We start from the raw sequence: 13,965 nt of genomic DNA on the forward strand, positions 1-13,965 counted from the left end.
ATGTCTGTAAAAACCATCCGTGGAAACCTGTTATTCTGGAAGATCAGCGGCGTATTTGCGAGCCTTTTACTAGTGCTTGCCCTGGTGTTCGTCTTAATTGGATCGCGGTTTTCCAAATCGTACTATATGGCTGCCCATCAGCAGCTTTATGGTGACATTGCGGGGCACCTTGCCTCGTTTACCCAACCTATCAAAAACGGAAAGCCTGATACGACGGTTACGCACGATATCATCCATGCAACGATGGTGGCCAATCCGAGTGTGGAAGTATACCTGCTCGATACACTCGGCAAGATCACCGATTATGTAGTACCCCAAGCTACCGTTCAAATGAACAAAGTCGACATGGCCAAGGTCAGGGAATGGCTGGCGGCCGATTCAAGCAAGCGGCCGCTGGGTGATAATCCTAAACATCCCGACGAAGCAAGCATTTTCTCTGTCGCACCTGTTTTTGAAAATGGGAAGGTGGCGGGGTATGTATATGCGGTACTCGCAAGCGAAAAGCAGAAGGAAATTCTCGGCTCGCTCAATGATGACCTTTATTTCCGGCTAGCTGTTTACATATTTTTTGCGGCCCTGCTAGGAGCATTTGTGGTGGGTGTAGTGACTTTTTTTCTGATCACCGACAGCATCTGCAGCATTGCAGGCGTAGTGAAAACCTTCAAGGATGGAGACTACTCAGCAAGGATACGTGGCTACGCAAAGGGTAATCTGGGTGTACTCACGTCTACCTTCAATGATATGGCCGATGTCATCGTCGATAACATTGAAAAAATCACCGCCGCCGATCGGTTCCGGCAGGAGCTGATCGCGAATGTGTCGCATGACTTGCGGACGCCGCTTTCGATTATGCAGGGCTATGTGGAAACGCTGATGATCAAAGGTGATTCGCTGTCCCACGCTGAAACCGAGCGGTATCTATCCATTGTCCACGAGGGCACTAAAAGGCTTTCCGGGTTGGTGGATCAATTGTTCCAGTACTCGAAACTGGAAGCCAATGTCGTTACACCGCAAAAAGAGCTGTTTCCGATAGGAGAGCTGGTCTCTGACATTCTCAGTGCCTATCAGCTGAAAGCCACGGAACGCAGTATCCGCCTGACACTCGAAGCACCCACCGTTCTGCCGACGGTATTCGCGGATATCGCACTGACAGAGCGGATTTTCCAAAACCTGCTTGACAATGCTTTCAAATTTACTCCGGATGGCGGGCAAATATCCGTAGGCCTCCTCGAACTCGGCAACGGCGTGAGGGTAAGAGTTACCGACACCGGCGTGGGGATAGCCAAGGAATATCAGGAGCAGATCTTCGAACGCTACAAACAGGCCGACCTGCATATCGCATCCTCGAAAGGGATAGGACTGGGCTTGGCTATCGTCCGAAAAATCCTTGAATTACATCAGTCTTCCATTGAGGTTTTGAGTGAACCGGGAAAGGGAGCCATATTTGAATTTTTCTTGCAAAGTGGATTCTATCCTGTTGTAGTCCCTAATAGTAATAAGTAGATGATTTCGATGAACATTAAGTGCACCTGCTATTCTAAAATAGGGAATTTTGCCTAGTAATATGGGCAATAATACCAAAATCCATATAACCAGTGCACAATATCTTTGTGACCAAATTATAAACAAATAAAAAAATCAAATGAAAAAATTTGTTATCGAACGAGATATTCCTGGTTTGGGAAATCTTTCAGGAGAAGAATTGCAGGCTATCTCGCAATTATCGTGCGCCACAGTCAGCGAACTCGGTGTGCCTTATCATTGGATACAATCATTTGTTACAAATGATAAACTTTACTGTGTCCACATTGCGGAGTCAGAGGAAGTGATACGAGAGCACGCCCGGCTTGGAAATTTTCCAATTAGTTCCATTGCGGAAGTTAAAACCATCATTGATCCCACTACCGGCGCAAACACCTAGTAGCAGGCACAATTCCATTGTGAAGATTAAGGTTGTTATGGCCATATCCGCTCCGAACATTTCCGCGGCGAATATTATTGCTATTTGACCAATGGCAACAACAATGGTATAGTCAAAACGACTCGCCCTAAAATGTTATTAACGATTATGGAATTGCCAGAAAAAGAAAGCCAGTTAGTAATTAGTTCCCAAATTAGGATGTTAAACGATAACGACAAAATTCCTTACAATTTACTGTTAGATGCTGATCCATCGAAAAAACTTGTTGATAGTTATCTATCAAGCGGAGAAACCTATCTTACAGTGATTGAAAATGAAACAATTGGAGTTTGTGTACTTGTGACTGTGAATTCCGAAACTATTGAGATAAAAAATCTTGCTGTTGCTGAGAATATGCGAGGTCAGGGAATTGGAACAAGAATGATAAAAAATTCCTTTCAAATTGCTAAACAGAAAGGATATAAAACCATTCTTATTGCTACTTCTACCCCTAATATAGGGCCACTATATCTTTATCAGAAAATGGGATTTGAATATGATTACCTCGTCAAGCATTATTTTGACAGTAACATTAACAACTATAATGAACCACTATTTGATCATGGAATTAAATGTAATCATCTGATAGTACTCTCAAAAAGGTTATAAATACATGTAAATAAGAGAACTAATAGCTAATTGAACCGCACAGGTACCAACTTACTGTTTTTAATTTTTACGACTATGATTTCTAGTGAGTGGGTATCTTTTGCTTTTTCAATAACTCATTACTAACGGATTGCTAATTTTAGCATAAATTTGACAACTGCACAATGACTAGTTTTCAGTTTTCTTATCTCAGTTGATCGGTGAGTTGGGAGAGTAGGTAATCCACGTCGGTGATTCTGTTAGGATCTTTACTGCGACCAATCTATCTTAAATTTGTTTTTAAAATGTTGCTATAATCAATGAATAGCTTGGATATCCTGATTTTGGTAATGCTGGTGATGACTACAGTCTATGTAATAATCTCTTCTAAGCGGGCCAACAGCATACTGACTATTTCAACTGGCTTACTAGCCCTTTTATTTGTAATTCAATTTTTTTGGAAAGGTTTCTATTGGCAATATATTCCAACTTATTTGCAGAGCTGCTTGTTGATGATCGCAATCTACGGCAAACTAGGATCGCGTCGAAAACTTCTGCACTTTAGTTTAGGGATCTTAACGGTCGTTGCCCTGGTGCCCTGGGCTATTTTTCTACCTGTTCCTGGTTTAACAAAGCCTGTCGGCAAGTATTCTGTCGGAACCCAGATTTTTCGCTGGGTAGATTCAACCAGAGCTGAACAGATAAGCGAGGACCCTTTTGATAAAAGAAATGTAATTGTTCAAGCCTGGTACCCGGCACAAGGGGACGCGAAAGGAACCCATTCACTTTATCTGGATGGGTTGCCCACTTTACCGCCAAAGGTGAGCATTATGCCAAGCTTTTTAATGGATCACTACGATCAAATTGATACTTATGCAGTAACAAATGCAGCACCAGCAAAAGCTCGGGAAAAGTGGCCTGTTGTGCTTTTTCTGCCAGGCTATGGAGCCGCGCGCGCGTTTTATACCAGCCTTGCTGTTGGTATGGCAAGTCATGGCTACGTTGTGCTCTGTCTGGATCATCCCTATGAAGCCGCTATAACGCAACTAGCAAACGGCAAACTGGCCACCACGATTGAAAACTTTCAACCGGGGGATTCTGACCGACTTGGGTTTATGAAAGACCGGCTCGACATTCGTGTTGCTGATGTGAAGTTCGTAATCAATCAAATAGAAAATAAAAGTTCTAACGCTGATACTTTTTTCACTTCCCTTGACCTGAACCGGATTGGCATCGCAGGTCATTCCCTAGGTGGCGCTACGGGTGCAGCAGCCATGGCTGGTGAGTCGAGAATTAAAGCAGCGGTCAATATCGATGGCACCCTGTACGGCGGGTTACCCAAATCAACTGTTTATCTTCCTTTTCTATTAATAGAAAGTAAAAAAGATGAAGTAGGTCGGTTCGAAAGATATGAAGCGGGCAATCAGGCGTTATTCAAGCAATTTCACGGTGGGTATCGATACGAACTGGAAGACGCCGATCATTACAGTTTTACGGATGTACCGCTCCTGTTAGCACCTCCTGCGCGCCTGTTGGCGGGGTATGTTTTAAGTATTGGTCAACAATCGAAAAAAACGCATAAGGCAACGGTCAGCTTATTAGATGCGTTTTTCGATCATACGTTAAATGGCAATCCATCTCAGACTGACGCCGTTGCTAACCGCTATGAGAGTATCGCGAGGAAATCAGTTGCTTATTAACGTTCATGCAGGTCCGTCACCATGCGCTAGCGGTGATGTATTCGTTTTTACTTATGATTCGACAAAGCATATCCAGGCTACATGTTTTTATTATTTTTTTGTTTGGACAATCAGCGTACCATTTCCTCCCCTCGACCCAAATCCCGCTGAACTGCCATATCGAACGGCAGAAATGGATTTTAAATCACTGACATTTATCGAATTAAGCATAGGAACAACCGTGCTTGCCCCGCTGTAAAAAACATTGTCAAGCAATAGGGCTACAGTATTGTCAAAATTGCTGTCTGCACTGATATTGGCATTGTTTTCAACAAAGTGAACCCTGTATTCATTGGATCTTTCATTATAAGTCACTCGCAAGCCAGGGATTCTTTTTAGTAAGTCAAATATTGAACCCGAGCGATCTGTCTCATTTATAGATACAACGTAATCAGGTGTGACCAATGCTGTATCTAGTTTAAAATCAGCTTGTAAAAGTCCTTCCTTGTCCAAGATAGTCTGTTGGATTTCGACGTTAGGTAGTTTTGTTTCAGCTGGCGCGTCCCATTTAACCTTACCTGAATGCTGAATAAGCGCAATCGAAGGTATAACTGTGTCGCTTTCAGGCGGCAAGTAGTCTATTGGCAGCAATTCAGCGAAGCCTTCACTCGCCCATGCATCATGAATAGTGATCCCGTTCGGAGCTATTAACCAACCGTTTTCTGTAAACGTACAATACTGATTAGGCAAAACGATCTGTGAATATTTAAATGGGTAGTCAGAAAACACTGATGTACTGCTGTAGTGTTTTCTTTGGAAGACAATCAAAGGATATTTAGAGTGCAAAATAAAGTGCCCTTTGTCTTTATCAAAAACACAGATAGAGTCAGCACTGACAGGAACAAAATTTCCGCTGGCAACTTCGCGTTCCAAAGGGATTTTTGTTAAATAAAATTCCCTTGTCATTTTCATAGTAAACATCTCGAAACCGTATGAATCAAGGTTTTTCCTTGTAAGTGAGACTAAAAAATTCCTGAAAGAATCTTTAAAAGCTGTGTCCCTGTTGCGAATTTGCTTCTTTTTCTTATCGGGATCTTCAAGTAGCGCATTTTCAAAAAATTTATAACCGGAGAGAAATGTTTTTTTTCCATCTGATTCAAACTTGCTCATCTGAAAACTTACGCGGTAACCCAGGGCTAAATTTTCGATTAGCACAGGTTGGTTGCTTATTGCAGTGACACGGCCAGTCTGCTCATCTAAATTGAGCGTGATTGATTCGGGGTTAACAATGCGGCACTGTCTGGCCAATGGAGAATCCCCGAGTAGTCCCGTTTGAAAAATCCTCCATTTTCGTTTCCAATGCTTGTCACGTTTTCCAGTGATCACAACCTCACGGATTACATTGTTGATATCAAGCTTGAATACCACATTAGCCGTGCGGCCAGGGGCAGCGAGCAGATGCTTAACTTCCGGCTTATATCCTACGAAAGAGGCGATTAACTCTACCTTTTTATATCGGGCAGGAACAGTTATATGGAATTTACCGCTCCTGTCCGTAGAAGCACCAATAGATGTATTATTAATGTAGACAGCAGCAGAAGGCAGTGCTTTACCAGCTTCGTCATAGACAATTCCAGCAATTTCCCATGCGATGTCCTGCGATTGGGACGTGTGCGATATCCATAAGAAAAAAAGAAAGAGATACCGTATTTGCATGTTGACGATACACAATTAAAATGAAAGTTAATCGTTCGGCTGTATGCTTTTTGAGGCAATATATGTTATCCATTCTACATATTGCGACAACAGTATTCATTCCCGCCTACCCCTTATTTTTCGTTAAAATCCTTGCTCTTAACCTGCTTAAAGATTCGGGTTTGATACCTAAATAGCTCGCTAATTGGTGTTGTGGCACTCGTTGGATAAGGTCTGGCCTTTTCTGTAATAAATTCAAATATCGTTGTTCCGGGGAAGAGGTCTTAAACTCGTCGAAATTGATTTGCTGTTTAGCTAAAAGTTCTTCCGATAAAACTCTGCACATTGATTCGAATTTTGGGAATTTATTGAAAACCTCGACATCCATTTCTGGATTTGAAACATTAAGTATGGAGTCTTCAATACAAGATATGTAATATTGGGAAGGTGCTTTACTGGTAACACAATGCGGCGTCAAGCCTTCCATTTCTGTGTAGAATGCGGTTGTTTTTTCTACTCCGTCAATAAGGTAATATGACCGGATACAACCTTTCAATACGAAATATACTTCATTAGAATATTGCCCCTCTCTTAAAAGCGTTGTTCCTTTTTTGAATGTCCGAAAAGTGTTAAAAGAGATGATGATATTCTTTTCATCTTCTGTCAAGGAAACATATTTTGATATAAAGTCAAATAGCACGTCTTGCATTTTCTGCTTTCTTTTATCTGTCCCAGGTAGTAAGGTTATCTACAATCCATGAATATACGAAGATTGTTACAAGTGGGGTAACGTTCGCTCTTCATTTCTTAACCAAAGTCAATGGATGCCGGTTAACTTCAATTCAACTTTGCGAAAATATCAACTATTAGCAAAGCAACATGAAGTACTTCTCTTTAACATTCTTCTCGCTTTTAGCCATGGCGGGAAGTGCTCAGACCGTCACTCAAAACATCCGCGGGACATTGTCCGACGCCGACAGCAAGCAACCGTTAACTGGTGCAACAGTCTTAATTGCCGGATCAGCGCCGGTAAAAGGTGTAATAACCGATCAATCAGGCCGATTTTCATTGGAACAAATTCCCCTGGGCCGGGTCACGCTCGAACTCCGGCTGGTAGGATATGAGCAGCGTCAGGTTTCCAACATTGTTGTGGATGCGGGCCAGGAGGTGGTTTTGGAGCTGGTCATGCAGGAAGCAACTACGCAGTTGAATGAGGTGGTGGTAACTGCAACCGAAAACAAAGGCGAGGCGCAAAATGATATGGCACTCCTGAGCGGCAGGTCTGTTTCACAGGATGAAACAAAAAGATATGCGGGAGGTTTCAATGACCCGGCTATGATCCTGTCGAGCTTTGCGGGGGTTACCAATAATGCTACCGGAAGCAATGAAGTGATTGTTCGGGGTAATTCGCCAAAATACGTCCAGTGGCGGCTCGAAGGTGTGGAGATTACCAACCCTAACCATTTCGCAGACCAGAATTCCGTGGGTGGCGGTGTCAGCGCATTGAATAATAACCTGCTCGCTAAGTCGGATTTTTATACAGGCGCATTCTCCGCGGAATATGGTGACGTGCTTTCGGGCGTGTATGATGTGAAGCTTCGGAATGGGAACAATCAGAATTTTCAGTCAATACTGGGACTGGGGATTTTGGGTGCCGATGTGACGCTGGAAGGGCCTTTTCGGAAAGATTACCAGGGATCGTTTTTGGCCAATTACCGGTATTCCACAATTGGTCTTTTAAGTGACATTGGATTGGTGAACATAGAAGGCGGCGCTCCCACATTTCAGGATGGCGCATTCAAATTATCTTTACCAACCAAAAAAGCAGGAACCTTCTCATTGTTTGGGCTGGGCGGGTTGAGCAGGGTAACTCTTGACAATTTCAATCCCGGCACAGCCCCGATTCCGGGAAATCAGTCAGCTCTGGAAGGAATCCGCAAGGACTATGATAAACGCTCATTTTTGATGAATGCAGGCCTATCGCATCGTTTGCAAATCAGTAAAAATGGATCATTAACGACGCTGCTTTCCTTTTCAGGGAACGGGATCAATGAGGATATCGACCAATCCGATGTCATCAAAATCCGTGATGATGCGGGTCAGTGGCTCAGGGACTCACTGGCAAACGAAAGACTCAGTTACAAAAGCCGGTTGAACAATGCCGCCTATCGTGCGTCGATCACTTATAATAATAAATTGAATGCCCGTCACCGGATTGAGGCCGGCGCCAAGTTTGTGTATAACAACTTTTCTTATGCCCAAAGCTTTTTGAATGATACTACCGGCTCACCTCAGGTTCTGTCGGACTTTGACGAAGGCATTGCTACGCTTCGCAACTTTGTGAGCTGGAAATACAGGGCTGGAAACAGGGTAACCATCGTAACCGGCCTCCACAATATGAATGTGCTTTATAATCATAAAAGCACGCTCGAACCGAGACTGGCGATTCGCTGGAATGTCGGTAACCGGGGGACATTCAATGCTGGATATGGGCTGCACAGCACGATGGACCGGGTACACAATTATTTTGCGAAAGTAAAGCAACCCAATGGAAGCTACACGGAGCCTAACCGGAATCTTGGCCTGCTAAAAGCACATCATTTCGTGGCGGGTTACGAATATCGCTTAACGGAAAATCTCAGGGTTAAGGCAGAAGCTTACTATCAGCATTTGTACAATTTACCAGTTGAAAATTCGGATACCAGCGCTTATGCGACCATTAATGAAGGCCAGGACTTTCGCTACGTGGAGCTCGTTAATAAAGGAAAAGGCAGGAACTACGGCGTCGAGCTGACCATTGAAAGGTTTTTTGACAAAAATTACTATTTCCTGATCAATTCGTCTTTGTACCAGTCCAAATACACGCCACTTGACGGTAAGGAAAGGAACACGGCCTATGCCGACAATTACCTAGTCAATGTGCTGATGGGCAAGGAGTTTACTAACCTCGGCCGCAGGAATAACAAAAGTATTTCGCTTAATGCAAAAGTCTTTTTCGGAGGTGGGAAAAAGTACATTCCGTTACTGCGGAATGGTGCCGGACAGGTGATAGCCAACCCGGAAAGCGGAACAATCTGGGATTATAAAAGAGCATACGAAGGCAAGATTGACGACATTTACCAGGTCACTTTCTCGGCCAGTCACAAGGTCAACAAACGTAAAACAACGCACGAGCTTTTTCTCAATATCGACAACATTACCAATCGCCTGAGCCGGATTTCGGAATATTACGACGATACTAAACCTGGCTCTGTGGGTTATTTTAAGCAATTTGGCATTTTTCCCAACATCATGTATAGGATTTATTTATAGCATTCTTTTGTCACCTCTGCATCTGTATTAGTGGTTTACTTTTCTTGCACTCCAATTCAAAATGGAACCACAACATCGGAAATCCGGATTTTTTTCTCTATTTGTGGTAATAGTTCGTAAATTGACAATAGAGTGTGATCTCAGAAACCCCAGGATATGCGTAGACTATTGACGATCATTTTTTGCTTTTTCTTCATTAATTTCTCCTTTGCCCAGTTCGGGGTTAGCGTTCACCAATCCAATTTGCCTTTCATAGGGCTTAATTATGAGCTGGCAGACCGGTTTGTTCCAGAACTCCGCCTGGGGATAGACACGCAGCTGGAGAATATGTCGGTGGAGGCAGTTGCTACCTACCAGTTTATCAACAAGCAAGATGTGGAAGTGTATGTTGGATTGGGCGGTCGGGCAAATGCTATTGCCGGACTGGTCGCACCCATCGGGGCTCATTTCTTTCCTTTTCCTGCGAAAAATTTCGGGTTTCATATCGAATTGGCCCCCATCATTTCTGAGGGTTCAACGATCGTCAGAGGAAGTTGGGGGATACGGTATAGATTTAAGCAAAAAGAGCGATAAGGCAAACCAATACAAAAATATTTCGTGCCTGGTGTCCCCATAGTCGTTTTTCAATCGTCATTTGAAAAACTAAATGACAACTATATGACAGAATTTGCATTGATTTTCAGATTGAAAGACATTAGTGACTTCAAGCCATCGCCGGAGCAAATGCAGGAACGTATGAACTGGCTGGCCGGGATCGCTGCGCAAAACAAATTGGTGGATAAGGGAAATACGCTTCTGCCAACGCCCGGAAGCGCGAAGACTGTAAGGCCCGATTCCGTGGTTACCGACGGTCCGTACACAGAAATCAAAGAGTTTATCACTGGTTACATTGTGATTAAAGCGGAATCCATCGATGAAGCGGTTGAAATAGCAAAAGGAAATCCGATTTTTAAAAGTGGTGGAAATATCGAAGTTCGAGAAGTTTTAAAGCGTGACTAATTGGAAAGCAATCTATTGCTAAACGATCTGTTACCCGACCTTTTCCGGCAAGAGTATGCTAAAATGACGGCTGTCTTATGCCGTCGTTTTGGTTTGGAGCACTTCGAAATCGCCGAAGACATTGCCAGCGAAACTTTTTTAAAAGCATCAGAGCAATGGGCACTAGACGGAATTCCTGCGAATCCAAGGGCATGGCTCTACACCGTTGCAAAAAATAAGGCCTACGACCATATCAAACACCTCTCGGTAATTGACGTAGCCGCAAAGAACATTGTCACTGATAGCATAATCGGGAATGACGCAGAATTTGAATTTAGTGATCAAATTATTTCCGATAGCCAGCTGGCAATGATCTTTGCGGTTTGCAACCCCGCAAATTCAGCCGAAACCCAAATCTCCCTCGCACTTCAAATTCTCTGCGGATTTAGCATTCAGGAAATTGCCGACGCATTGCTTACCAAGACGGAAACAATCAAAAAACGCTTGCTAAGGGGAAAGACTAACCTACGGAACGACCGTTTCGAGCTGCGGCAGCTTAGCCAGGAAGACATTGAGCAACGCATGGAAACGGTGTTGAAAACCCTGTATTTGTTCTTTAATGAAGGATACTATTCTAAAACAAACAACCAGATTGTAAGGAAAACTTTGTGCGCGGAATCCCTGAGGTTGACATTGGTTCTCACCGAAAATGCATATACGAACACAGCATCCGTAAACGCATTGCTTGCATTAATGTGTTTTCAAAGTTCACGCCTTAATTCCCGGATCAGCGCAAAAGGAGAAATCGTACTTTTTGATGAGCAGGATCAGGCTGAATGGGATGTATCATTGATTGAAAGAGGCAAATACTATCTTATAAATGCCGCAGGCAGCCAGGAAGTTTCGAAATATCATTTCGAGGCAGGAATTGCTTATTGGCACGCTACAAGCAACGATGAAAGTAAATGGCCGCACATTTTGCAACTTTACAATCAACTGATTTTGATTGAGTACACGCCGGTAACCGCATTGAATAGCGCTTTTGCGTTTGGCAAAGTTTATGGAAACAAAGCTGCTATTAAAGAAGTGGAGAAATTGAATCTTTCAGGTAGCGCTCACTACCATGCCACGCTTGGCTATTTATATTCGGCAGAGGATGTTGGCACCGCGATAATCCATTATAAAGAAGCCATTAGATTAACAAAATCCAGGGGAGAGAAGGCCACATTGCAAAAGCAGTTATCGAGCCTATTTAATAAAAGTAAGTAATTTGCTTCGGAGCGAAACTCTAAAATTTTCTAGCAAAAATTGTAGAGTTTAAACTATTATCCCGAAAAAGTGTTGGGTTCGTATGCAAGCACTACAACGCATCGATCTGCAACAGGTCAGTGAAGCCGCGGCAGGAAATTACACCAATTTGCCGCTTAGTCTGGTTAATGATCATGTGATCAGGATCAGCATCATGACCGAGCCATTCTATTGGCATTATCATCCCAATTCAGATGAAAGTTTCTTATGCATAGAAGGCGTCCTTGTCATAGCGCTTGAAAGCGAAACCATTGAACTCCATCCCGGACAACTTTTCACGATCCCCAAAAATGTACTCCACAAAACAAGTCCCAAAGGTCCCAGATCGGTGAATCTGACATTTGAGTTGGAAGGAATGGAAACAAAAACGGAATAATGAAAGGCTGCTTTGCTGGCAATCTTCAAAGCGCGTCGTATTAATTAGACTTAATTGAACCTGCAAATCCGCAATTTTTAGCCTATTCGAATATTCGTGACCGTTCTTTCGTTTGCATTTGAGCGCAGAGTTTGTAATATTTATTTGATAGATGCGTGCTCGCCCAAAAATGCCCTGAAATGAGAGTCCTAATCGTTTGCGCGCTGTTGATGATGTCGATGATAATGCCTGCATCCGGTCAGGTTGAAATGATCCGAAAACTGCAACATTCACTTCCACAGATCAAGGACAGCGTTCGCTATGTGGATGCTGTCAATAAAATATCATTGCTTTTCTACGAACAAAATGCCGATAGCACTTTCTACTATTCGCTGCGTGCGCGCGAAATTGCCACACGACTGGAATATGCGAAAGGGATTGCGGATGCGACTAATAATTTGGGGATTGTATTTGATATAAAAGGCAATGTGCAACTCGCGCTTCGCTATTATAATGATGCTTACAACCGTTATGTCGCCATCGGCGATTCCTCCAACATTGTTCAGACCCTCATGAACATTGCCATGGTTTACACCGTTACGGGCAAAACCCAGAAATCCATTGCCAACTTTAAACAGGCGCTGGAACTCGGAAACCGCATTGCTCATGATTCCATTACGGCTATCGCGATCTACAATTATATGTTGATTTATCCCGGTGAATTCAAGGGCAGGATAAGGGACAAAAGTATTGAGCGGGCAACAAATATCGCCGCAAAGTACAATGACCGGCGCATGCAACTTGCCATTGAACAATTGCGTGCTGCGGATTACCTGGCTAATAATGAGCGGGATAAAGGCATCGAATTGCTGAAACAAATATTGGCAAAGAGCCTGAAAATGGAACTGTACTTTTTTAGTATGGACTTGCTGATCAACCTGGGCGACCAGCATCTTGCCAGCCTTCCGGACACTTCGATCACTTACTATAAACGCGCATTAGAGATCTCGGAACAAAAGGGTTATCGATTATATGCCAGGGATATAGCCAGAAAACTGTACGATTTTTACACCGTGCGAAATGATAAAGCACAGGCTTACAGCTATGCACAAAAACTGATCGGGCTTTTTGAAGAACAAATTAAAATTGACAAAGTTTCGGGCATAGATTACATCGAATATGCGGTGAAGGACCAGGAATTAAGGTCGGAGCAGGTAAAAGTGGCTTATAACAAGCGCTTCTTATGGCTTGCAGTCGCAATTTGTGTCCTTACGATCCTGAGTATTGGATTTTTGCTCCGTACATGGCTCATGACTAAGCGGACCAATGAAATGCTACGCATCCAATTCCGACAGCTCGAAACGACCATGGAAGCGCTGGAATCGACCAATGAAAACTATGCGCGCGTGATCAAGATCGTGGCGCATGACCTCAGAAACCCTATTGGCGCCATCAATGCGATGAGCGGTATGCTTATTGATGATGATACGAATCCGCAGGAAAGCCGGGAATTTATTCAAATGATCAATGAGTCGAGCAAAAACTGCATGACCATGATCGGTGATTTGCTGGTGACGGATTTTGGCTTAAAAGAGTCGGAGCTTAATAAAGAGGAAATTGATCTCCCGGTTTTTCTTCAACAAGTTATCAAGCTCCTGATTTTCAGGGCAAAAGAAAAAAATCAGGAATTGGTTTTGTCTAATTCGGTTAACGCGACCATTCTGGTGGATGGGGATAAACTCTCACGCGTGCTCAGTAACCTTGTCATCAATGCAGTGAAATTCAGCCCCGAGGGTGGTTCGATTGAAGTGAGCACTTCGGAAACAGCCGGTGGAATCCTGATCGCCGTTAAGGATAACGGTCTGGGGATCCCCAAAGAATTTGAGAACAAAATCTTTGATCCGTTTACTTCTTCAAAACGTGCCGGAACGGCTGGTGAGCAGCCATTTGGTCTAGGGCTGTACATTAGCAAGCAGATCATTGAAGCGCATCATGGCCGCATCTGGTTCGAAAGCGAGGCCGGAATTACCACCACATTCTACATCCTGCTCCCCAGCAGCGTCATTGTAAGCTCTGGCATAGAAGCCTAG

At 43.5% G+C, this 13,965-nt stretch carries 12 protein-coding genes; 10 read left to right on the forward strand and 2 right to left on the reverse strand.

Going from position 1 to position 13,965, the window contains the following annotated elements; genetic code table 11:
- The 4 genes from NFI81_RS21895 (at position 1) to NFI81_RS21910 (ending at position 4,248) form a co-directional block, all read left to right on the forward strand.
- Complete coding sequence (locus tag NFI81_RS21895) at positions 1 to 1,503, forward strand: HAMP domain-containing sensor histidine kinase (protein WP_234615004.1); 1,503 nt, start codon at positions 1 to 3, stop codon at positions 1,501 to 1,503.
- Positions 1,504 to 1,642: 139 nt separating this feature from the next.
- Entirely contained in the window at positions 1,643 to 1,921 is a 279-nt protein-coding gene (locus NFI81_RS21900; RefSeq protein ID WP_234615003.1) for a DUF4242 domain-containing protein, read from the forward strand.
- Between the two features lie 147 nt (positions 1,922 to 2,068).
- Positions 2,069 to 2,569: a GNAT family N-acetyltransferase gene (locus tag NFI81_RS21905; protein ID WP_234615002.1), complete on the forward strand. Its 501-nt coding sequence runs from the start codon at positions 2,069 to 2,071 to the stop codon at positions 2,567 to 2,569.
- Positions 2,570 to 2,868: 299 nt separating this feature from the next.
- On the forward strand, positions 2,869 to 4,248 hold the full coding sequence (locus NFI81_RS21910) for an alpha/beta hydrolase family protein (RefSeq protein WP_234615001.1): 1,380 nt from the start codon (positions 2,869 to 2,871) through the stop codon (positions 4,246 to 4,248).
- Between the two features lie 90 nt (positions 4,249 to 4,338).
- On the opposite strand, the gene NFI81_RS21915 is transcribed toward NFI81_RS21910, so the two are convergent.
- Both NFI81_RS21915 and NFI81_RS21920 read right to left on the reverse strand, forming a co-directional pair.
- The gene (locus NFI81_RS21915; protein WP_234615000.1) at positions 4,339 to 5,943 is read right to left on the reverse strand and encodes a TonB-dependent receptor; all 1,605 of its coding nucleotides are present in this window, start codon (positions 5,941 to 5,943) and stop codon (positions 4,339 to 4,341) included.
- 106 nt (positions 5,944 to 6,049) lie between these two features.
- Positions 6,050 to 6,631: a Crp/Fnr family transcriptional regulator gene (locus NFI81_RS21920; protein WP_234614999.1), complete on the reverse strand. Its 582-nt coding sequence runs from the start codon at positions 6,629 to 6,631 to the stop codon at positions 6,050 to 6,052.
- Positions 6,632 to 6,801: 170 nt separating this feature from the next.
- On the opposite strand from NFI81_RS21920, the gene NFI81_RS21925 reads away from it, so the two are divergent.
- The 6 genes from NFI81_RS21925 to NFI81_RS21950 all read left to right on the forward strand — a co-directional run bounded on the left by NFI81_RS21925 (position 6,802) and on the right by NFI81_RS21950 (position 13,965).
- Positions 6,802 to 9,234: a TonB-dependent receptor gene (locus tag NFI81_RS21925; RefSeq protein ID WP_234614998.1), complete on the forward strand. Its 2,433-nt coding sequence runs from the start codon at positions 6,802 to 6,804 to the stop codon at positions 9,232 to 9,234.
- A 156-nt stretch (positions 9,235 to 9,390) separates the two neighbouring features.
- Positions 9,391 to 9,807, forward strand: a complete 417-nt coding sequence (locus NFI81_RS21930) for a hypothetical protein (RefSeq protein WP_234614997.1) — start codon at positions 9,391 to 9,393, stop codon at positions 9,805 to 9,807.
- 84 nt (positions 9,808 to 9,891) lie between these two features.
- Positions 9,892 to 10,233, forward strand: coding sequence for a YciI family protein (locus tag NFI81_RS21935; protein ID WP_234614996.1), 342 nt, complete (start codon positions 9,892 to 9,894; stop codon positions 10,231 to 10,233).
- On the forward strand, positions 10,234 to 11,481 hold the full coding sequence (locus tag NFI81_RS21940; protein WP_234614995.1) for an RNA polymerase sigma factor: 1,248 nt from the start codon (positions 10,234 to 10,236) through the stop codon (positions 11,479 to 11,481).
- Positions 11,482 to 11,563: 82 nt separating this feature from the next.
- Positions 11,564 to 11,896, forward strand: a complete 333-nt coding sequence (locus tag NFI81_RS21945) for a cupin domain-containing protein (RefSeq protein WP_234614994.1) — start codon at positions 11,564 to 11,566, stop codon at positions 11,894 to 11,896.
- A gap of 179 nt (positions 11,897 to 12,075) precedes the next feature.
- Positions 12,076 to 13,965 carry an ATP-binding protein gene (locus tag NFI81_RS21950; protein WP_234614993.1) on the forward strand — a complete coding sequence of 630 codons (1,890 nt, stop codon included), beginning with the start codon at positions 12,076 to 12,078 and terminating at the stop codon, positions 13,963 to 13,965.

It is taken from the genome of Dyadobacter fanqingshengii (assembly GCF_023822005.2).
Classification (GTDB): domain Bacteria; phylum Bacteroidota; class Bacteroidia; order Cytophagales; family Spirosomataceae; genus Dyadobacter; species Dyadobacter fanqingshengii.

Excerpts from the sequence above, each read along its gene's own strand:
- NFI81_RS21930 (WP_234614997.1), top strand. The coding sequence starts at position 9,391 with ATGCGTAGACTATTGACGATCATTTTTTGCTTTTTCTTCATTAATTTC.
- NFI81_RS21910 (WP_234615001.1), top strand. The coding sequence starts at position 2,869 with ATGAATAGCTTGGATATCCTGATTTTGGTAATGCTGGTGATGACTACA.
- NFI81_RS21925 (WP_234614998.1), top strand. The coding sequence starts at position 6,802 with ATGAAGTACTTCTCTTTAACATTCTTCTCGCTTTTAGCCATGGCGGGA.
- NFI81_RS21895 (WP_234615004.1), top strand. The coding sequence starts at position 1 with ATGTCTGTAAAAACCATCCGTGGAAACCTGTTATTCTGGAAGATCAGC.
- NFI81_RS21920 (WP_234614999.1), bottom strand. The coding sequence starts at position 6,631 with ATGCAAGACGTGCTATTTGACTTTATATCAAAATATGTTTCCTTGACA.
- NFI81_RS21900 (WP_234615003.1), top strand. The coding sequence starts at position 1,643 with ATGAAAAAATTTGTTATCGAACGAGATATTCCTGGTTTGGGAAATCTT.
- NFI81_RS21945 (WP_234614994.1), top strand. The coding sequence starts at position 11,564 with ATGCAAGCACTACAACGCATCGATCTGCAACAGGTCAGTGAAGCCGCG.
- NFI81_RS21935 (WP_234614996.1), top strand. The coding sequence starts at position 9,892 with ATGACAGAATTTGCATTGATTTTCAGATTGAAAGACATTAGTGACTTC.
- NFI81_RS21950 (WP_234614993.1), top strand. The coding sequence starts at position 12,076 with ATGAGAGTCCTAATCGTTTGCGCGCTGTTGATGATGTCGATGATAATG.
- NFI81_RS21915 (WP_234615000.1), bottom strand. The coding sequence starts at position 5,943 with ATGCAAATACGGTATCTCTTTCTTTTTTTCTTATGGATATCGCACACG.
- NFI81_RS21905 (WP_234615002.1), top strand. The coding sequence starts at position 2,069 with ATGGAATTGCCAGAAAAAGAAAGCCAGTTAGTAATTAGTTCCCAAATT.